This window comes from Paraglaciecola mesophila (assembly GCF_009906955.1).
Lineage (GTDB): Bacteria > Pseudomonadota > Gammaproteobacteria > Enterobacterales > Alteromonadaceae > Paraglaciecola > Paraglaciecola mesophila_A.
Genome location: NZ_CP047656.1, coordinates 2,369,645 through 2,388,867, shown reverse-complemented (window position 1 = coordinate 2,388,867; position 19,223 = coordinate 2,369,645). Strand labels below are relative to the sequence as shown.

Genomic DNA, 19,223 nt, shown 5'->3' with positions numbered 1-19,223 from the left:
CTTTTGTTGGGCGCTTTTTTATTTTTCCTCAGTTAAAGCGTAAAAGGGGCTGGCAAGTGCTGGTAATTTAAACGTATTTAGCTAATATTGTCTGCATATCAAACAGTTAACGACTTGTTGAATGGGCAGGAAAATGGATGGCAGTTTTTAGCGATGTGCAATTTACGGCGGAAGTTTCGGTAGATGCATTAACGGACAGCATTGCTAAATTAATGCTCTCAAAGCCAAAAGGGATCATGATCTTGTGTAGTGCACAAGCTGCATCCTGGGGGCATGATTTTAATCAATACATTGATGGTCTAGAAATCCCTATATTTGGGGGCGTTTTCCCAGGACTTATTATCGACTCGCGTTTTGAACCAAGTGGGATCTTAGTGGCGGGGTTTGTAAATAATATTAAAGTTTCCGTTATAGAGAATGTGTCAACATCCTCCCCTTTTTCGCTAAACCTTATCCCTATTCCGAGCTCAGTTAACTCTATCATGGTATTGACCGATGCACTCTCAAGACAAATAGATGCCTATCTTCAGTACGTTTTACGATTTGTACCAGAACGCTGTTCTGTATTTGGAGGAGGTGCCGGGACCCTCGATTTTACCCCTCAGCCATGTCTTTTCTCTGGTGCTGGTATGCATCAAGATGCCATGATTTTGGTTGAAATGCCCACTCGATGGGATTTGGCGGTGGGCCATGGTTGGGAAATCATGGCAGGTCCGTATTTGGCTAATAGTACCGATGACAACTGTATATTGGAGTTAAATTTTGAACCCGCGGCGAGGCTATACGAGCGGGTAGTTCAAGGGCACAGTAAATTTCTGTTCGATGAGCATGACTTTTTTGACATAGCCAAAACGTTTCCTTTCGGCTTAGCAAGGTTAGACGATTCCGTGCTCATTCGTGACCCCCTCAAAGTTGAGGGGACAGGGCTTATTTGTGCAGGCGATGTGCCTGAGAACACCATGTTATACATTATGTGCGGTGATGCTGATAAGTTAATAATGGCGGCTACAGGCGCAGTACGAAAAGCGATTTCAACATTCTCTGATAAGCATCAAGTCAGTGACTGCTTCTTATTTGACTGTGTAAGCAGGCAATTGTTTCTGCAGGATGACTTTGCCAAGGAGCTAGATTTAATCGACGCGGAAATAGCTCAACCCTATCGAACTGTTGGGGCGTTGGTATTAGGAGAAATAGAATTGGATCAAAGCGGTATATTAAGTTTGCACAATAAAACGGCTGTTGCCGCATTAGCGCAAGCTCAGACTCAGGTAGCAAGATGAATAATGATTTATCTTAATGTTTGGGCTTGAGAATGAGTGAAATGAGCCGCACGCTGCAGATTATCTCGATTCAGCATGAACTCGCCATGAGTATCGGGTTGGACCTTAAACTTGATAACATGCTCCAGTTATTCCTCGATCGCGCAAAAAAGCGCTTGAGCTTGCGCAGTGCCGTCGTATTTAAAGAAGCGCCTCGTTCAACGCATGATTCAGATTTGCTTTGTTACCCTTATGACCACCGATTAGATGATACGAGTGATTGGTTAAGTGAGCAGGTTTACGATTTTACTCAGGGAGAGAGGACAAATACCTGCCGTCAGCGCGGCGATAATTTTTATTACTTATTTAAAATCCCTAAGTTTGGTGCGATTAGCTTTGAGCGCAAGTTTACGCCTATTGATGACATCGTCCTTAATGCATTATTACCTTTGTTTGAGCGCTTAGCTGTGAGTTGCCAAGCATGTTTAGAGCATCAAAATTTGGTTGATGAAATCAGCAATCGAAAGGCTGTTGAAGAGCAGCTTAGGATGCAAACCTATCAAGATGTATTGACTGGCCTACCGAATAGAAAAATGCTTAATATCAATCTCCAGAGTTTATTGACCAACGCTGAAGATCACGGTCAATATGGTGCGGTATTTTTTATCGACTTAGATCGATTTAAATTAATAAACGATACGTTAGGACATTCTGTAGGTGATGAACTGCTTATCAATATCACAAGTAAATTAAAAAACTGTATTCGCCGCGATGATACGCTAGCGAGAGTAGGTGGGGACGAGTTTATTTTATTGCTTAGCGATATAGGCCCGTCAGAACAGAGCGCGGTGGCTAAGGCCACAAAAGTAGCGGAGAAAATGATCGGGATCACCCGAGATAGTATTGAGCTAGCGCATTGTGCAGTGTTTACCAGTTTCAGCATTGGTATCGCTTTGTTTCCCTCACCAGAATTGAATGTTAAGAAATCGATAGCCGAGCAAGCTAAGCAACTCGTGAAACACGCAGATGTTGCTATGTACAAAATTAAGCATACTAGTCGAAATGGCTATCTGTTTTACCGTCAAGAATTACAAATTATGTCCGCTTTTCGCTCAGAGATTGAGCAACGTCTTCATGTGGCACTGCGTGAAGACGCGCTTGAGTTGTATTTTCAACCTATGGTAAATGTGGCGGGGGAGGTCGTCGCCGCTGAGGCATTATTGCGCTGGCATGACGCGAAGCTGGGCTGGGTTGGGCCGCAGGATTTCGTTCCCGTTGCAGAAGAATGTGGTTTGATCGTGGACATTGGTCAGTGGGTATTGCGCCAAACGTGCGAATTAATTACCCAACGTCTCGATTGGTTCGAGCAAGGGAAGCTGCGCTATATCAGCATTAATATTAGCCCACGTCAGTTTAGCCAACCGCATTTTGTTGAGCAACTGCTGGAAATAATAGAAGAATTTAGCTTCCCTCACTCCTATTTACGCTTAGAAATAACCGAAGGTGTAGCGATGGAGAATATCACCAGCGCTATCAGTATTATGCAAGCGCTAATTGCCCATGAATTGTTTTTCATGTTGGACGACTTCGGCAGTGGGTATTCTTCTCTTTCTTATCTACATCAATTACCGCTTAAGTCTGTAAAAATAGATCGAAGTTTCGTGTCAAATATAGACCAAAGTACTGACAACCAAGTGATTGTCGAAGCGATAATTTATATCTCTCAGCATTTTTCGTTAGAGTGTGTTGTGGAGGGATTAGAAACACCCGAGGAATATGCGTATTTCCATAAAAAGGATGTTGCCGCCATTCAAGGGTTTCACTTTTATAAGCCTCTATCAAGGACTGATTTGCTCAATACGCTTGGATAGTCACGCTTACGCCTTGCAGCTAAACTATTTGTAGTGGCCCATAGGAATTTTCTTGTTAAACACAATGGGCTTTGTTCAAATTCACCATCGCGCACCCACATTTCATTAGAATACGACTTTTCAGGTGCAAATCGTGCTCACTGTCGACCTTTATTTTTGGAGTTGAAATGAATCATATCCCTCAGCATATCTTAGAGTTTTTGCGTGATTCCGCTCCCTTTGATGTACTTGATGAGCATGAATTAAATGCGTTAGCTGAGACGATCACGGTAGCTTATTTTAGCCAAGAGGATGTCGCGAATATCTTAAAGCAGCAACAAGGCGGCTTATTTCTTATCTACAATGGGCAATACTCTGTCAAAGACTCAGCTGAGGCAGAGCGGCATGTTAGTGATGGGGATTATTTTGGGTGCGATAATCTTTGGCAAAAACAGCCGAACACCATCACTATAACGGTCGACAGCCCAGGCTTAGTGTACTGCATCCCTAAAAAGACATTTGCACATAATGCAAAGAGCCACCCTAGCATTGAAGTCTTTTTTCGCAATTACACGTCAGAACAGATATACAGCGAACAGGTCGATGACTCTAAATCCATGTGGCTGTACAAACCCATTCGAGAAGTGATTTCTGACGGAGTCGTGAGCGAAGATATCAACAGCAGTATTCTACAAGGTGTGCAAAAAATGTCGCACAGCAGCGTTTCGTCACTTGTGATCACTGATAATCAAGCTTTGGTTGGGATTTTAACTGACAGGGATATTCGTAATCGAGTCGTTGCCCAGCAGACCGATGTAAATTTGGCTGTAAGCGAAATCATGACTCAGGACCCAGTGAAAATTAGCGATCAACGCACGCTATTTGATGCCCTATGCGTGATGACTGAGCACAATGTACATCATTTACCGGTTGTAGATAAAAATACCGGTGTACCCTTAGGGATGCTTACAGCCAGTGACATGATCCGTCACCAAAGAGGGAATGTATTATTTGTTATTAATGAGCTGACTAAAGCGCCTTCTTTGTATGAATTAACACGGCTTTCCTGGCAGCTTCCCCATTACTTTTCAAAACATGCCAAGCGATTAGGCGATTTTGATATTGCCGGCAAGGTGTTATCTCAAGCAACAGACATCATGACGCGCAAGTTGATTGGGTTTTATCAACAACAAAATGGTGAAGCGCCCATGGAGTTTTGCTGGCTAGTGTACGGTTCTCAGGCTCGAGAAGACCAAACTATGGGCTCCGATCAGGACAACGGGTTGTTATTTGCTACTGAACCTACTGTGCAGCAGTCCGAATATTTTGCCGACATGGCTGAGTATGTGTGCAGGGGATTGGATAAATGCGGAATTAAACTGTGCACGGGTAATATTATGGCCAGTAACCCCGTTTTACGAATGTCGGTGGCGCAAGCGGTACAACAAGCCCAAAGCTGGGTTAGAGAGCCTAGTCCTGAGGCTATATTAAACTGCAATATATTTCTCGATGTGCGCGCAGTGGCGGGCAATCGCTTTTTGCTTTCTCAGTTGCATTTAGAGCGGAAGGAACTTCTCAAACAATCTCGGTTTATAGCCGCGTTAACGCGCCATGCAAGTGATGGGCATGTACCTTTATCCATGTTTCAAAAGTTTGTGTATAAAAAAGGCTTAGCGAAAAAAGACTGTATTGATTTAAAGAACAGCGGCGTGGCAATTATTAATAATCTAGTACGTATTTATTCTTTGGCAAACGGCTTGACGATACCATCGATTCCACAGCGCCTTGATGGCTTACTATCTCATTCTGGATTATCCAGTAAAGACGTAAAGAATTTGCGTGATATTTGGTTATTGTTGAATCGTTTACGTTGGCGTCATCAAATTCAGAATAAAGTGACAGACAATTACGTTTCCATTAGCGACTTATCGTCTATCGAAAAGTACCAACTAAAAGAGGCTATGCGTGTTATAAGACGCACGCAACAGGCCGCCATATTCAAATTTGCTGGTGGTTTAGGGTAAATGCACATGTTTCGAGATAAAGAATAGCCATGCTGGAAAAACTTAAAAAGTGGTGGGCACCCAAAGCAAAAATACCGGAAAAATGGCTAAATATGCCCTTAGCGGAGATCCCTTTTCTGTGTATTGATTTAGAGCTTACATCGTTAGACTTAAGTGCGACCAGAATATTGTCGATTGGCTGGGTGGAAGGAAAAGGAAAACAAATCGAACTGCAAAGCTGCTTCTATCAAGTGGTATCGACTACCGCTTCTTTAAATCAAAGTCCGGTAATACATGGTTTAACGGCGGAAGAGATAGCCCAAGGGCAACCGGTGCGCATTGCGCTCGAAGCGTTAGTAAAGTATGCCAGTAGCCATGTATGGGTATTTCACTGCACTGGCTTAGATATGACTGTTTTGAATGGCGTATTCAAAAAATTAAACATTCCCCTGCCCACTGTGGTGACCTTAGACACATTGCGCTTTGGCTTGTATCAACTGACCAAAAATTTACGTCCGCCTCCGCCAAACGCTGTCGTTTTACCTGTCTGTAGGGCGCGCTATAACTTGCCAGCAGTACCTGCCCACAACGCACTGGATGATGCAATGGCGACCTTGGAGTTGCTGTTTGCGCAGATTCAAAAGTTTGCCCCAAAAAATAGCGACACACTGAAGAGCCTTTTGGTAACAGACGCCATCGAGGTCTTTGCGGCAACTACAGAATAACGGAGGCGACCAAGAGAAGACCGGGTTGTTACCTTATTGTTAATTATTTGTTACTTTATTTGTCACTTTGTTATAGCGAAATACTTACTTTTTAACTAAATTTGTAGGTGAAGCAAAGAGGAGAAGTATCGTGAATAATATGACAAAGCAGCATACATTCTGGTTAACTCTACTGTTTTTATTTAGCTTAACAGCTTGTCAATCAGCCCCGACCGTTAAACATGTTTCCGGTCCTATTTTACAAGACAATTTATTTCCGGGTGCTAAAGATATTGCGGTCGAATCGGAAAAAGAGATTTTTCGTTTAGATAAAAACGCCCGCAGATATGTTCAGCAAACTGTGGGACACATAAAAGATCCTATTGAGCGAACGGAAACCTTAGCACGCAGTATTTTCAAGCGCCTAAACTTTGATTTACTTTATCGAGGTGATGCAAACACAACCGCCAACGAAACCTTTCACAATCGTGCAGCGAATTGTTTGTCGCTATCTATTATGACCTACGCCTTAGCCAATGAGGCTGATTTAGGGGTTAAGTTTCAAGATATACAAATTCCCGAATATTGGACGCGTCGCGAAGGGGTGAGTCTGCTAAATGGACACATTAATTTGGAAATCGTGCCAAAGCAACGTAGTTCAAATTCATTCTATTTTTATAAACGGGGCTATCAAATCGATTTTGATCCACAAACGTTAAGACAGCATTTCCCTAAGAAGACCTTGTCGAAGCAACAGGTCATTGCGATGTTTTATAACAATAAAGGCGCTGATGCCTTAATAAATAATGATAGGAATACGGCGTATGCATATTTCGCGGCGGCGCTTGAGGTTCAGCCTGACTTTGACTCGGCATTGGTGAATCTCGGGTTTTTATACCGCGTCTCAAAACAATATGATTTGTCAGAACGGGTGTACTTACGCGCGTTGGCCTCTTCTCCCGATAACTTGACCGCGTGGGAAAACTTGGCGTATTTGTATACCTACTCAAATCGAATTGAACAGGCGAATGAAATCCTTTCTCGGGTCGAAAGCAAGCGCTTAAGAAACCCATTTTATCATTTAGATTTAGGTAGAAGAGAATTTGACCGTGGGGATATGCAATCTGCTTTGACGCACTTTACCCGTGCGCTGGCCATTGATAAGGGTCGCCATGAAATCTTTTATGCATTGGCTAAAACCTATCATGCTCTCGGAGAAGTTTCTCAAACAGAACGCTATTTGAAGAAGGCAAAACGTACAACTAAGAACCTGCAAGAAAAAGAGTTGTATCAAGGAAAGTTAGACTTACTGTCACGTATATGAAGAATAGATAAGATCCCCCAATAAAAAACCACCTAGGCAGGTGGTTTTTTTATTGACGATATGCCGTTAAAGCTGCGTTTAACTTGGCTATGCTACGCCCAGTTCACGTAGGCGTTCAGCCAAATACGTTTTCGCCGTATGGCGCTTTGACAATACAACCTCTGGGCGAGGGTGTAAAAATAACGGCAGCGAGATACGCGACTTACTTTGATCAGCGCCTTCAGGATTGATGACGCGATGAGAGGTAGACGGGAAGTAACCACCAGATGCCTCTTGCAGCATATCACCGATATTCACGATCAGAGTGCCGAAGTCACAAGGGACATCGATCCATTCATCCCCAGTGCCTTTTACTTGTAATCCCGGCTCATTTGCTGAGGGCAGAATTGTCAGTAGATTAATATCTTCATGGGCTGCCGCGCGGATGGCATCGGGCTCTTCACTACCAGTGATAGGTGGGTAGTGTAAAATGCGCAAAAGTGTTTGATCGCTATCTACAGCCATGCCAGAAAGTGGTTCACTGTAATTTGCGGCTACCTCAGGGGGGGAGTATTTTTCAACCCAGCCAAGTAGCTCAGAAGCTAAGTCATTAGCTGCTTGGTAATAATCTTGTAGCTCTTGCTTTAAGTCAGGTGGGCATTTCCCCCAAGGATAGTAATGAAAGTATTCTTTAATATCTTTCTTTTTAAATCCCTTTGCTGTTTCAGAAACTTTGGTTGAAAAAAAACCATCATGGCTTTGGTTATCAAAAGCATAGTGAAGTTTATCGTCAGTATTGAAAAAGGCCTGCCAATTCTCATAGATACTGGTTACCGAAGATTGTTCAATGGGATGATTTTTAAGAACACCGAATCCCGTTTTACGTAGTGATTCAACGAACTTTTTGTCCGCGTCTGGCGCTTTATAGTCGACGGCGAGCAATTGCATAATATTCTTTCCTGTCAGTCGTGTTGTGTGAATGGATTGCCCACCTTGGCATTCATTCCTTCTGTTTTTTTGTAGCTTACAAGCTTAAATATAAGCCCGCTAATGCGGCACTCATTAAATTTGCTAACGTGGCCGCTAAAACTGCTTTCAATCCTAATTGTGCTATTTCTTTGCGTCTGCCTGGAGCAAGCGCGCCAATACCGCCCATAAGTATCGCGATGGATGAAAAATTAGCAAAGCCACATAATGAGAAAATAACAATAGCTTGGGTACCTGGAGATAAGTCTGCTTGATATTTTAGAAAATCAACGTAGGCAACAAACTCGTTGACCACCATCTTTTGCCCAATGAAACTCCCAGCTAGATTTGCTTCATTCCACGGAACCCCTAAAGCCCACGCAAGAGGTTGAAATACATAACCTAGAATGACTTCGAAGCTTAAGTTCTCAAATCCTGCTAAGGCACCAACCCATCCAATTAAGCCATTGAGCAAGGCAATAAGGGCAATAAAGGCAAGCAACATAGCGCCAACATTTAATGCGAGCTGCATTCCTGAAGCGGCCCCACTAGCAGCTGCGTCAAAGATATTAGCGTATTTATCTTCTTCGTTATTGATCTCGGTTAGTTCGTTTTTAACTTCTTGGGTCTCAGGCATGATGATTTTAGCCATTAGCAAACCACCGGGCGCAGCCATAAAGCTGGCCGCTAACAAATATTTAATTTCAACGCCCATACCTGCATATCCGGCCATGACTGAACCTGCAATAGATGCCAAGCCGCCGACCATGATGGCGAATAGTTCTGAACGCGTCATGTGCGGTATGAAAGGTTTAACGACAAGAGGTGCTTCGGTTTGACCCACAAAGATATTCGCAGCGGCCGACATGGACTCGGGGCGACTGGTTTTCAATGCGAACTGTAAGAAGCCGCCTATTAAGCGAATAATCCAAGACATGATACCGATGTGATATAACACCGAGATTAATGAAGAGAAAAATACAATAACTGGCAGTACGTTAAACGCAAAGATAAAGCCGAGGGACTTATTCCCCAATTGGCCGAATATGAAGTCTATGCCTTGCTGGCTGTATTCAATGATATTCTTCACATAGACGGTGAGGCCTAACAGAAAGTCTTTCCCTGGCGGAAAATAAAGAACGAGCGCGCCAATAAGCGCTTGAATGGCAAATGCACCACCCACGGTGCGCCAGTTTATCGATTTGCGATGCGCAGAGAGCAGTATCGCAAGAATGAACAGAACTGCAATGCCGATCAAGCTGACCATTCTAATTCCTCAATTAATTTTTAAGTCGTTGTTATTATTATTAAAGCAATGTTTGTTGGATATGAGACTTAATGACATCCAATGCAATGCGGTTTTTCCCACCTTGGGTGACAATCACATCTGCTGTGAAACGACTCGGCGCAATGAACTGATGATACATCGGCTTAACGGTGGTTTCATATTGTTTGGCAACAGATTCAATTGTGCGCCCACGCTCCGCGATATCGCGTTTCATACGGCGTAATAAGCAAATATCCAGCGGAGTATCAACGAAAATCTTGATGTCGAATAATGGCTGTAACTCTTGATTAGCCAACAACATAATTCCTTCGATAATGATAACCGGTGCTGACATGAGCTTTTCGGTTTGGGCTAAGCGAGTGTGCGTTTTATAACAGTAGTGAGGGTAATCAACTGACTGCCAATTTTTAAGCGCATGCAAGTGCTCAACCAATAGTTCATGTTCAAATGCTTTAGGATGATCATAATTATTCTTTTCACGCTCTTCCATGGGGAGATGGTCCTGAGCGCGATAATAGTGATCTTCACGAAGTATTTGTACATGTTTACCGTCTTCAGAAAACTCTTTCAGCAAATTTTCAGTAAACAGAGATTTACCCGAGCCAGAAGCACCGGAGATAGCGATAACGAGAGGGGCAGACATACTACTCCGAAATGATAGATATGAGATTGTCTGAAAGATACCAGCGAACGGTGAAAAAGTCAGTTTTCACAGCGCATTTATATTGCAATTTTTATGACAACTCGTAAACCACTACAATGTTAGCCTCTCTGATTAACATCAAGGTAACAAGATTACGATTTGTTGACCATATGGTCAAGTTTTATATTGTGATGAATTATTAAGCAATATTCGCTCAATTACCGGCAGTGCACTTAAGTTATTATGACACTCGATATTCAAGTACTCGTTTGTAATCTTTGCTGTAGCTTACCGGGGGGCTGTGTTTTCGACTGCTATTTACCAATAAAAACAATTTTATTAGGAGCAATATTAGGCAGGGCGTAATTATGCAGTTTAGAACGAGAGCCTTCTCCCTGCGCTTTAGGTGGATAAAATAGCTCTTTCTCTTCTTGATGCTCGACGAATATTTCGTCTAACGCTGAACGTATCTCACTCAGTGTTTTATCTAGATTGGCTCCAAAGTCAGGTCGTTTACGTTTGGTGTGACCCAGTTCGATTAAGCGATAGAAATATTTATTTGCTAACTGAATAAGCTCTTCTGGTACGTCACTACTGTTACTTAGGTTTGCAGTACTGTCTTGCATGCAAAAGTCGATGAGCGCTGCATAAAAGCAAAATGGTTTATTTGATAAGGCGACGCACTCTGGACTATCGCTATAACATAAGCTTTTACTTTTTAAATCAATTGTTAACTGATGGCTTGCCGGTTGCTCAGCCCCCTCAATTAACCCTTTTTCGTTTTCTTTCGCTGCTAAAAGCTTTCTTATACACAAAAAGCTCATAATAAGTGCGAGTAACACAGGTATAGCGCTTATAAAATCCAACAGTTGAAGTGACTTGATTTGATAACCTATAGCAATTTCTTGATCGCTAGTTTGCAAAGAGGTAAACAAGTTCGACTCTGGCGCGGGTTGTATGCTTATTCCTTGAATACTAGTAACCCAAACGGGTGAACTATCGCTTTCTAAGGCTGAATTTAAGGTGTTTATATAGCTGACCACTGAGCGAGCATCCGCTACGGTTTTAAACTTTGGATTCGCTAAACGCAGTTTAGGTAAATCAATGGCAATGCGGTTTTCTATTTTGGCCAAAAATAAACGATTGTTTGCGGATGTCTGATATGTCACACCGACAATGTATGCGCACTGAAACATGAGCCAGATTGAAGCAAAGACAAGGCCGTAAATAATTTTATTTTTCATCGAGCTGGACGTCATGGCTAAGGCTAGAAAGATTGCAATCGTTAGAGTTGAGCTGCAATTGGCTATAATAATCAGATTGAGTTTGCATCGCTAATGTTTGCAGTATTGACTGTATCTCACAAATCAAATCGGTATTTTGGGTTTCCATTTTTAAATACCATTTACTCCCACTGACCTTGGTTTTGATCGGTGTTCTATAATTTGCTGAAAAGCGTTGCTCGTCTTTGTCTTTCCAGAATGAGGAGATGATATCCACTTTTCCAGCGGCTAAAAGATCGCGCAGGGCTTCGTGAGAATTGACGTAAATAATCTCCATACTCGACTCTGAAATGCCTAAATCATTCAACATTCCTTTTGGCACAATATGACCGGAGCGACTACTCGGGTAATCTAACAAGCCGAGTCGTTTACCCCACAAATATTGCTTGGTCAGTTCTGGCTTTTCTTTTAGTGAGATCAAATAAGTAGAGTAATCTTTATACTGAGCAACGGTCTGGTAGCGATAAGTCGTTTCAGCAGCAAAAGCTAACATAACGTTTTCCTTAACTAAGGCTAGATCAGCTATCCCTTTTCCAACATATTGAATGATTTCTTGTTCATTATGGCTCCACTGAACGGTGACCTCGCCGTACTGCCGATTGATCGTTTCACTACTACATAATGACGAAAGTAACTTGCTTGCCATTCCTTGGTCGGTTATAAAAGCAACAAAGATGTCACTATTTTTTACCGATCTTGTTTGGCATGTAAGCGATTGGGAAATTAAATTAGATAAATTTTCGCTTTTTATTACGCTTGAATACACACCCGCATACCAACTGGCTAGCATAAAAATTCCGGATAGGACGGGTAATGTGAATGCGCTGATAGACAAAATGTTAATCTGTACTCAAGTTAAGCGTTTTTACTTATTGAACTGATTTGACCAGTTAGTCTTACTTAAAGCAATAGGTAAGTTTATTTAAAAGAGTTAAGCTGTTGATTTTTAATGATTAATAATAAGAAGTTATGAATGTCGTTAAGGGGTTTTTACTTAGCGAAGATTAGTCACACTGGCTACGTCAAAGTTTGTCACAAATCGTGTCACCTAATGACGTATAAAAATAAAAGTGACCGTTTACAATAAAAGTAAGAAAGCGGGCAGGGAATTTTTGACCAATTAGTCAGATTGTTTGGTTATTGGTCAGTGCAGTAATATAAATGCAATATAAAAATAAAATAATAGCGGCATAAAAATTAACACGATTTACTACTCACAAACCTTAGGAAACACACAATGCTAAGAAAAACTAAACTCACGAGCATCGCGCTAGCGGTAGCCATGTCACTAGGCATGTCTTCTGTTGCTGTTGCGCAAACCACCTCTTCTGGTATGACTGGGCAAATTGTTGGTCCAAATGGAAATCCTGCAGAAGGTACAGTTGTTAAAGTTACTCACGTTCCTACTGGCGCTGTTAAGACGGCGACAGTTAACTCTGCAGGTACTTTCAACTTAAATGGTTTACGCGTTGGTGGTCCTTACACGATCGAGCTGGATTCAAATACGTTTGCTGATCAAACGATTGAAGAGGTATACCTAAGCCTAGGCGAAACGGCTCCGATTAACCGTATGTTAGCTAACGAAGAGAACATCGAGCGCATTTCAGTATCAGCAGCGCAAGTTAGCAGTTTATCGTTTGGTAAAATTGGTCCAGGTGCTAACTTTGATCTAGAAACGCTACAAACGGCACCTGCTATTAACCGTGACCTCACGGATATTGTAAGAATTGACCCTCGTATTTATGTTGATGAAGGCGGTAGCGGTGGCATTCAATGTGTGGGTAAAAGCCCGCGTTTCAACAGCTTGACTGTTGATGGTGTTCGTATGAATGACTTGTTCGGGCTTAACTCTAATGGTTACCCAACAGAAAGAATGCCTTTTTCTTACGACGCTATTGAAGGTGTTGCAGTAGAAATTGCCCCATTCGACGTTATCTATGGTGGTTTCTCAGCATGTAATATCAGCGCTGTTAGTAAAACAGGAACTAACGAAGTTCACGGTTCTGCATTCTATGATTACGGTAGCAACGATCTACGTGGTGATTCTTTAGAAGGTGACGATATCGAAATCGGTGACTACACAGAAAAGCGTTATGGCTTTAGTGTTGGTGCCCCACTGATTAAAGATAAGTTATTTATCTTTGCTGCTTATGAAAAACTAGAAGGTGCAAACCTGTTTGATCGTGGTGTTGCCGGTTCTGGTGCAATCAATGAAGTTGCTCTTACGCAAACCCAATTAGATGACATTATCCGTATTTCTAATGATTTATATCAGTTTGACCCAGGCACTGTTCCTTCAAGCCTTGCTAATGAAGATGAAAAACTACTTGTCAAATTGGACTGGAACATAAACGAGCAACATCGTGCGTCTTTCACGTACAACTGGAATGATGGCAACAATTTTGCTGAATCTGACGGCGATTCTGATGAGTTTGAGTTATCTAGTCATTTGTACGAACGCGGTGCAGAACTTACTTCTTATTCAGGTGTATTGTATTCTGACTGGAGTGATAAATTCTCTACCGAGGTGCGAGTTTCTTACACAGATCTAGATAATCGCCAAAACTCACTTACAGGTGATGGCACTCTTGGTGGCAACGACTTTGGTGAGGTAAAACTCTTTTTAGATGATGTCACAGTTTACTTAGGTTCAGATGATAGCCGTCAAGTGAACGACTTGAACTGGGAAGCACTTAGCTTGATGTTCCGTGGTAATTATTACTTCGATAATGGACATACTCTTACGTTTGGTTACGAGAGTGATGACCTAGATATCTTTAATATATTCGTTCAACATGCTGAAACGTCGCTTTCTTTTGGCAGCATTGCTGACTTTGAAAATGGTATCGCAAGTGATGTTGAATATGGTCATGCCTATTCAGGTGATATTAATGACCGAGCTGCTGAGTGGGGCTACACATCTCACAGCACTTACATCCAAGATGACTTCTATTTAACTGATGACTTAAAAGTTGTAGCGGGACTACGTTATGACTGGATCACAACATCTGATAGACCTGTAGAGAATGCAGACTTTCTTGCCGGCAACGGGTACAGCAATACTGCTAACTTGGACGGTGTAAGCTTGCTTCAACCGCGTATTGGTTTGAACTATACCCTAAGTGACAGTACTGAAATCCGTGGTGGTGTTGGTCTTTTCTCTGGCGGTAACCCGAATGTTTGGATGACCAATAATTACCAGAATACTAACGTAACTGGCGGTGAAGTAGACGGCGGTGATTTTGGTTATGACGACGGCTCGCGCAGTTTATTCGACGATGATGTTGTCTGGGTAAATGTTGAAGATGGCGCACCAGTTGGTCCAGGCTATGGTGTTCCTTCTGAACTTGACGACTTGTTGGACAGTGGCGCCGCTGGTAATTTTGAATCGAATAACTTAGATCCAGATTTTAAAATGCCAAGTGAGTGGAAAGTATCCGCGGGTATTACGCACGTTACAGACTCTGATTACATTTTAAACGCAGACTTATTAGTGTCGTTTACGCAAGACCAAGCGATGATCAAATATATTGGCATCGAAGAGGTTGGGTTTACCGATGAAGGTTATATTGATTACGACAGAAACGGTTATGGCTCACTTGAGTTAACCAATTCTGATGAAGTTTCTACTTCATATTCATTGACGGGTACGTTAGAAAAGTCTTGGGATAATGGTTTACGTTTGGTAACGGGTTATTCTTATAGCCACGCAGAAGACGTACAACCTATGACTAGCTCAGTTGCATTTTCTAATTATCAATACAGAGCGTTTACCAATCCGAATGAAGACGTATCTTCATTGTCAGATTGGAATATTGAGCACCGTTTTACTGCTAACCTAAGTTACTCTGTCGAGTTAATTTCGGGTTTAAAAACCAGCTTTAATATGTATGCCCTAACTCAATCGGGTCGCCCATATAGCTATGTTCGTACAGATGGAAACAGCATTTTCGGTTTCACACCTTTCTTAGATAACAATGACGGACTTACGAGCGCTCCATTACCGATTGGAGTTGATCGTAACGAAGAAGAAAGTGATTGGTGGACGAAAGTTGATCTTGCTGTTAGACAAGAAATCCCAGCATTTGCTGACGGTCATTCTGCAACAGTTAGCTTAACCATAGATAACTTCACTAACTTCCTGAATGATGACTGGGGTATCTTGGAAGAGGTTTCATTCAACACAGCTCAAATCGGCAATACTTCGCCTGAGCGTCGTCAAGGTGATGCATCTTTGTGGGAAATGCGTATTGGTGTTAACTACAGATTTTAATCATTAAATGATTATGCTAAAAAGCCGGCTCTTAGCCGGCTTTTTTATTGGTGTTAAGGATGTAGAAATGTATAAAGTTGTTGGTTTATTGATATTACTTGCAGGAGTTTGTTTTGTGGGAGAGGCGAAAACAGTGCGGTTCGCGACCTTTAACGTAAGTATGGAAGCAAGTAATTACTTACCCAGAGGCGCTGCTCCAACTGGAGATGAGCTATTTGAAAACTTGAAAGCGGGTGATAATCAGCAGATCCGGAATATAGCGGAAATTATTCAGCGCATAAAGCCAGACATTATTTTGCTCAATGAGTTTGATTACACTGCGGAGGCGAGTAACGGCGTACATCCATTTTTAAATCATTATTTAGCTATTTCTCAGCAGGGAGAAAAGCCGATCGATTACCCGTACTTCTATACTGCACCTGTGAACACGGGCGTTGCTTCAGGCGTAGATTTAAACAATAACGGAGTTAGCTCAGATCTCGGTGGTGATGCATTTGGCTTTGGGTTATATCCAGGGCAGTACGGCATGCTCTTGTTGAGCAGATATCCTATAGAGCTAGATAAAATTCGTACCTTTCAGCACTTCTTGTGGAAAGACATGCCAAATGGGTTGCTAGACAGCGTGAAAGCCGAAGGCGGCTCAGATTGGTACTCACCTGAGGCAAAAGCTGTCTTTAGGTTATCATCTAAATCTCACTGGGATGTACCAATTATGATAGATGACAAAATACTCCATGTATTGGCTAGTCACCCGACACCTCCCGTATTTGATGGGCCCGAAAACCGTAACGGTAAACGTAATCATGATGAGATCCGCTTTTGGAACGATTACGTCTCTCCAGGCAATATGGCTGAATATATTTACGATGATAAAGACCAAAAAGGTGGAATTAATAGCGATAAATTCGTGATTTTAGGTGACCTAAACGCTTCCGCAGAAGAAGGTGATGGAAACAAAGAAGGTATTGGTGCACTACTCAATAATACAAAGGTGAACAGTAATAACATACCGTATAGTGAAGGTGGGGCCTTGCACAGTCCTAATAACCCTCAGGGGGCATGTCATACGGCTTTCTGGCGAATGCGTGCTGACTATGTTCTACCTAGTAAAACGTTAGGCGAGGTGAGTGCCAGTGGCGTATTTTGGCCGATACCTCAAGATCCTTTACATCGATTGATAAAAGACCGTCAGGCATCATCTGATCATCGATTGGTATGGGTGGATGTAGATCTGGCTGAGTAATTAGTTGCATTAACACCACCCAATAGGCGGCGAACCTATACAGGCTTTAATACGAGTATAGGTGTCTCGTTAAGCGCTAAACGTTTTCGAATAGCGCTTCTACTCGCATACGTATCTCTTCGATTTTACTGATATCAGAGGGGGCGATAAAAATAGTATCGTCGCCGGCAATCGTCCCTAAAACACCGTCTTTTTGACTTAGAGAGTCTAGTAGCCTTGCAATGAGTTGTGCGGCACCTGGGCTTGTGCGGATGATGATCATGACATTGTTATGCACTATGTCTAATACCAATTGGCGAAGCGGGCTGCGAGCGGTGGGCATGCCAAGTTCTGGAGGCAAGCAATACACCATATCGCCTCGTGCGTTGCGGGTTCGCACGGCGCCAAATTTACTGAGCATACGTGAGACTTTTGACTGACTGATATTATCGAAGTGTTGCGTTTTGAGCGCATCAACAATATCACCTTGAGAGCCAAAATTTTCGGCCTTTAAAATGTCTTTAAACGCCTTGATGAGTTCTTCTTGCTTATTAGTAGCCATATATTCCTCTGTTTATAGTGGCTATTTTGCCTTAGTACTTGAAGTTAAGCAATTTGCCCACACATTCAAATTCGAACAATTTCAGCTAAGCATTTATTTGTTTTTTCGCTGGTCTTGCATTAGTGTTTCGTTCGCGAATTGATTAGCATTCCACAGGAGAGAATTATGAAAGTAGCGGTATTAGGTGCAGCTGGCGGTATAGGCCAAGCATTATCATTGTTGTTAAAAACTCAATTGCCAGCTGGTACAGAGCTAGCCCTTTACGACGTAGCCCCTGTCGTACCTGGCGTTGCGGTTGATTTAAGTCATATCCCTACTGACGTAAAAGTTGAAGGTTTCGGTAAAGACGATCTTGCCAAAGCGTTATCAGGCAGTGACATTGTACTTATTCCTGCCGGTGTTCCGCGTAAACCTGGTATGGATCGCTCTGATTTGTTCAATATTAATGCTGGGATCGTAAGAAACCTAGTAGACGGTGTTGCTGATAACTGTCCAGAAGCATGTGTATGTATCATCACTAACCCAGTTAACACGACGGTAGCTATTGCCGCTGAAGCGTTGAAGGCGAAGGGTGTTTACAATAAAAATAAATTGTTCGGTGTGACTACACTTGATGTTATTCGTGCTGAAACTTTCGTTGGTAACTTACGTGGTTTGAATCCTGCTAATGTGCATGTTCCAGTTATTGGCGGCCACTCTGGTACAACTATTCTTCCGCTACTTTCTCAAGTAGAAGGTGTTGAGTTTACTGATGAAGAAGTCGCAAGTTTAACAACTCGCATTCAAAACGCAGGTACTGAAGTAGTTGAAGCTAAAGCAGGTGGCGGATCAGCGACCTTGTCTATGGGCCAAGCAGCTGCTCGTTTCTGTTTATCATTAGTATCTGCGATGCGCGGTGAAAACGTTGTCGAATATACTTATGTTGAAACGAACAGTGATGATGCACAATTCTTCTCTCATCCAGTTCGCTTGGGTAAGAATGGCGTAGAAGAGATTCTACCTTACGGTGAGTTGAGCGACTTTGAGCAAAAAGCAAAAGAATCTATGCTTGAAGGACTTCGCGGAGACATCAAATTAGGCGTTGAATTCGTTAATAACTAATTTGTGCCGTTATTATAAGAAAACCAGCGTATGCTGGTTTTTTTATATCTACTATTCAGCAAATTAATATTGCAAGGTCGAAGCACACGTGGGGTTAAGCTGCCATTGGGTCTTGGCCTAACGGCTTAGTTGGGCGTGTAGCAATATTTGGATCTTTAATCTGGCCTGCAGTGCCTGCCACAAGAGGGGTATTTGCTGACGCGATACGCACTGAAGCTAACTTTGCATCAATACACTGGCGTATATCGTTAGCGGTATAACCCGAGCGCACTTTAATGCGTACATGAGGAATGCGTGCCGCATCTAATGCGCCGCTGACGAACCAATCACGCTGACGTTTATAGCCATCTTTACCGTTTTGCGTAGCATGTACGAGATCAATTGCGATGACGGGAGACATATCTCCTTTGGCGCACAACACAAAATCAAGATGCCGTCCGCTCGTGCGACTTAAGGCGCTTTTGGCGGCTTTTTTGTTAAGACTGTCTCTCGTGGCAATGACATCTGAGAGCTTAACGCGACACATGACTCTGAACTGATTGCCTACCGCTTCATCGATAAGTGCGAGAAAGCTGCGTTCTACTGGAGTGAATAGATTTTGTCTCTTCTTAAATGGGAAGGTTAAGCTGGGTTCATTTAATTTTACCGCGCCAATTGCCACTACGATTAATATCATCATTAAGATAATTGCCAATTCCATACCTGCTCCTAAAGACCTGCCAAATATTTGACAGTTTTCGCCTGTGTTGATGTCTACAGGAGATAT

15 protein-coding genes are annotated in these 19,223 nt (G+C 42.4%); 8 read left to right on the top strand and 7 right to left on the bottom strand.

Translation table 11 applies throughout. The features are described 5' to 3' along the window. The first annotated feature begins 137 nt into the window (after nt 1-137). The 5 genes from FX988_RS10155 (at nt 138) to FX988_RS10135 (ending at nt 7,140) form a co-directional block, all read left to right on the top strand. On the top strand, nt 138-1,280 hold the full coding sequence (locus tag FX988_RS10155) for an FIST signal transduction protein (RefSeq protein WP_160179600.1): 1,143 nt from the start codon (nt 138-140) through the stop codon (nt 1,278-1,280). Nucleotides 1,281-1,321: 41 nt separating this feature from the next. Beyond that, entirely contained in the window at nt 1,322-3,130 is a 1,809-nt protein-coding gene (locus FX988_RS10150) for a putative bifunctional diguanylate cyclase/phosphodiesterase (protein WP_254700775.1), read from the top strand. A gap of 167 nt (nt 3,131-3,297) precedes the next feature. Continuing rightward, on the top strand, nt 3,298-5,133 hold the full coding sequence (locus FX988_RS10145; protein ID WP_160179598.1) for a DUF294 nucleotidyltransferase-like domain-containing protein: 1,836 nt from the start codon (nt 3,298-3,300) through the stop codon (nt 5,131-5,133). A 29-nt stretch (nt 5,134-5,162) separates the two neighbouring features. Then, on the top strand, nt 5,163-5,837 hold the full coding sequence (locus FX988_RS10140; RefSeq protein WP_160179597.1) for a 3'-5' exonuclease: 675 nt from the start codon (nt 5,163-5,165) through the stop codon (nt 5,835-5,837). Nucleotides 5,838-5,967: 130 nt separating this feature from the next. Beyond that, nucleotides 5,968-7,140, top strand: a complete 1,173-nt coding sequence (locus FX988_RS10135; RefSeq protein WP_160179596.1) for a tetratricopeptide repeat protein — start codon at nt 5,968-5,970, stop codon at nt 7,138-7,140. A gap of 87 nt (nt 7,141-7,227) precedes the next feature. On the opposite strand, the gene FX988_RS10130 is transcribed toward FX988_RS10135, so the two are convergent. The 5 genes from FX988_RS10130 to FX988_RS10110 form a co-directional block, all read right to left on the bottom strand. Further along, on the bottom strand, nt 7,228-8,067 hold the full coding sequence (locus tag FX988_RS10130) for an isopenicillin N synthase family oxygenase (protein WP_160179595.1): 840 nt from the start codon (nt 8,065-8,067) through the stop codon (nt 7,228-7,230). A 76-nt stretch (nt 8,068-8,143) separates the two neighbouring features. Then, on the bottom strand, nt 8,144-9,352 hold the full coding sequence (locus FX988_RS10125; protein ID WP_160179594.1) for a NupC/NupG family nucleoside CNT transporter: 1,209 nt from the start codon (nt 9,350-9,352) through the stop codon (nt 8,144-8,146). Between the two features lie 40 nt (nt 9,353-9,392). Further along, complete coding sequence (gene udk / locus FX988_RS10120; RefSeq protein ID WP_008303611.1) at nt 9,393-10,016, bottom strand: uridine kinase; 624 nt, start codon at nt 10,014-10,016, stop codon at nt 9,393-9,395. A gap of 314 nt (nt 10,017-10,330) precedes the next feature. Next, nucleotides 10,331-11,260, bottom strand: a complete 930-nt coding sequence (locus tag FX988_RS10115) for a hypothetical protein (RefSeq protein WP_160179593.1) — start codon at nt 11,258-11,260, stop codon at nt 10,331-10,333. Beyond that, nucleotides 11,250-11,945 carry a PhnD/SsuA/transferrin family substrate-binding protein gene (locus tag FX988_RS10110; RefSeq protein WP_254700774.1) on the bottom strand — a complete coding sequence of 232 codons (696 nt, stop codon included), beginning with the start codon at nt 11,943-11,945 and terminating at the stop codon, nt 11,250-11,252. Before FX988_RS10110 ends, FX988_RS10115 begins: the two co-directional genes overlap by 11 nt. Nucleotides 11,946-12,536: 591 nt before the next feature. Here FX988_RS10110 and FX988_RS10105 point away from each other — a divergent pair. Continuing rightward, nucleotides 12,537-15,572 carry a TonB-dependent receptor gene (locus tag FX988_RS10105; RefSeq protein WP_160179591.1) on the top strand — a complete coding sequence of 1,012 codons (3,036 nt, stop codon included), beginning with the start codon at nt 12,537-12,539 and terminating at the stop codon, nt 15,570-15,572. A 67-nt stretch (nt 15,573-15,639) separates the two neighbouring features. Continuing rightward, on the top strand, nt 15,640-16,815 hold the full coding sequence (locus FX988_RS10100; RefSeq protein ID WP_160179590.1) for an endonuclease/exonuclease/phosphatase family protein: 1,176 nt from the start codon (nt 15,640-15,642) through the stop codon (nt 16,813-16,815). 76 nt (nt 16,816-16,891) lie between these two features. Here FX988_RS10100 and argR read toward each other — a convergent pair whose 3' ends face one another. Further along, entirely contained in the window at nt 16,892-17,356 is a 465-nt protein-coding gene (gene argR, locus FX988_RS10095) for a transcriptional regulator ArgR (protein ID WP_160179589.1), read from the bottom strand. A 165-nt stretch (nt 17,357-17,521) separates the two neighbouring features. Here argR and mdh point away from each other — a divergent pair, with 165 nt between their 5' ends. Next, the gene (gene mdh, locus FX988_RS10090; protein WP_160179588.1) at nt 17,522-18,457 is read left to right on the top strand and encodes a malate dehydrogenase; all 936 of its coding nucleotides are present in this window, start codon (nt 17,522-17,524) and stop codon (nt 18,455-18,457) included. Between the two features lie 94 nt (nt 18,458-18,551). Here mdh and FX988_RS10085 read toward each other — a convergent pair whose 3' ends face one another. Further along, nucleotides 18,552-19,157 carry a DUF2726 domain-containing protein gene (locus tag FX988_RS10085; protein WP_160179587.1) on the bottom strand — a complete coding sequence of 202 codons (606 nt, stop codon included), beginning with the start codon at nt 19,155-19,157 and terminating at the stop codon, nt 18,552-18,554. Nucleotides 19,158-19,223: the final 66 nt, after the last annotated feature.

Coding starts and splice junctions, on each gene's coding strand:
- FX988_RS10155 (WP_160179600.1), top strand. CDS start 138: ATGGCAGTTTTTAGCGATGTGCAATTTACGGCGGAAGTTTCGGTAGAT.
- FX988_RS10150 (WP_254700775.1), top strand. CDS start 1,322: ATGAGCCGCACGCTGCAGATTATCTCGATTCAGCATGAACTCGCCATG.
- FX988_RS10145 (WP_160179598.1), top strand. CDS start 3,298: ATGAATCATATCCCTCAGCATATCTTAGAGTTTTTGCGTGATTCCGCT.
- FX988_RS10140 (WP_160179597.1), top strand. CDS start 5,163: ATGCTGGAAAAACTTAAAAAGTGGTGGGCACCCAAAGCAAAAATACCG.
- FX988_RS10130 (WP_160179595.1), bottom strand. CDS start 8,067: ATGCAATTGCTCGCCGTCGACTATAAAGCGCCAGACGCGGACAAAAAG.
- FX988_RS10125 (WP_160179594.1), bottom strand. CDS start 9,352: ATGGTCAGCTTGATCGGCATTGCAGTTCTGTTCATTCTTGCGATACTG.
- udk (WP_008303611.1), bottom strand. CDS start 10,016: ATGTCTGCCCCTCTCGTTATCGCTATCTCCGGTGCTTCTGGCTCGGGT.
- FX988_RS10115 (WP_160179593.1), bottom strand. CDS start 11,260: ATGAAAAATAAAATTATTTACGGCCTTGTCTTTGCTTCAATCTGGCTC.
- FX988_RS10110 (WP_254700774.1), bottom strand. CDS start 11,945: ATGGCAAGCAAGTTACTTTCGTCATTATGTAGTAGTGAAACGATCAAT.
- FX988_RS10105 (WP_160179591.1), top strand. CDS start 12,537: ATGCTAAGAAAAACTAAACTCACGAGCATCGCGCTAGCGGTAGCCATG.
- FX988_RS10100 (WP_160179590.1), top strand. CDS start 15,640: ATGTATAAAGTTGTTGGTTTATTGATATTACTTGCAGGAGTTTGTTTT.
- argR (WP_160179589.1), bottom strand. CDS start 17,356: ATGGCTACTAATAAGCAAGAAGAACTCATCAAGGCGTTTAAAGACATT.
- mdh (WP_160179588.1), top strand. CDS start 17,522: ATGAAAGTAGCGGTATTAGGTGCAGCTGGCGGTATAGGCCAAGCATTA.
- FX988_RS10085 (WP_160179587.1), bottom strand. CDS start 19,157: ATGGAATTGGCAATTATCTTAATGATGATATTAATCGTAGTGGCAATT.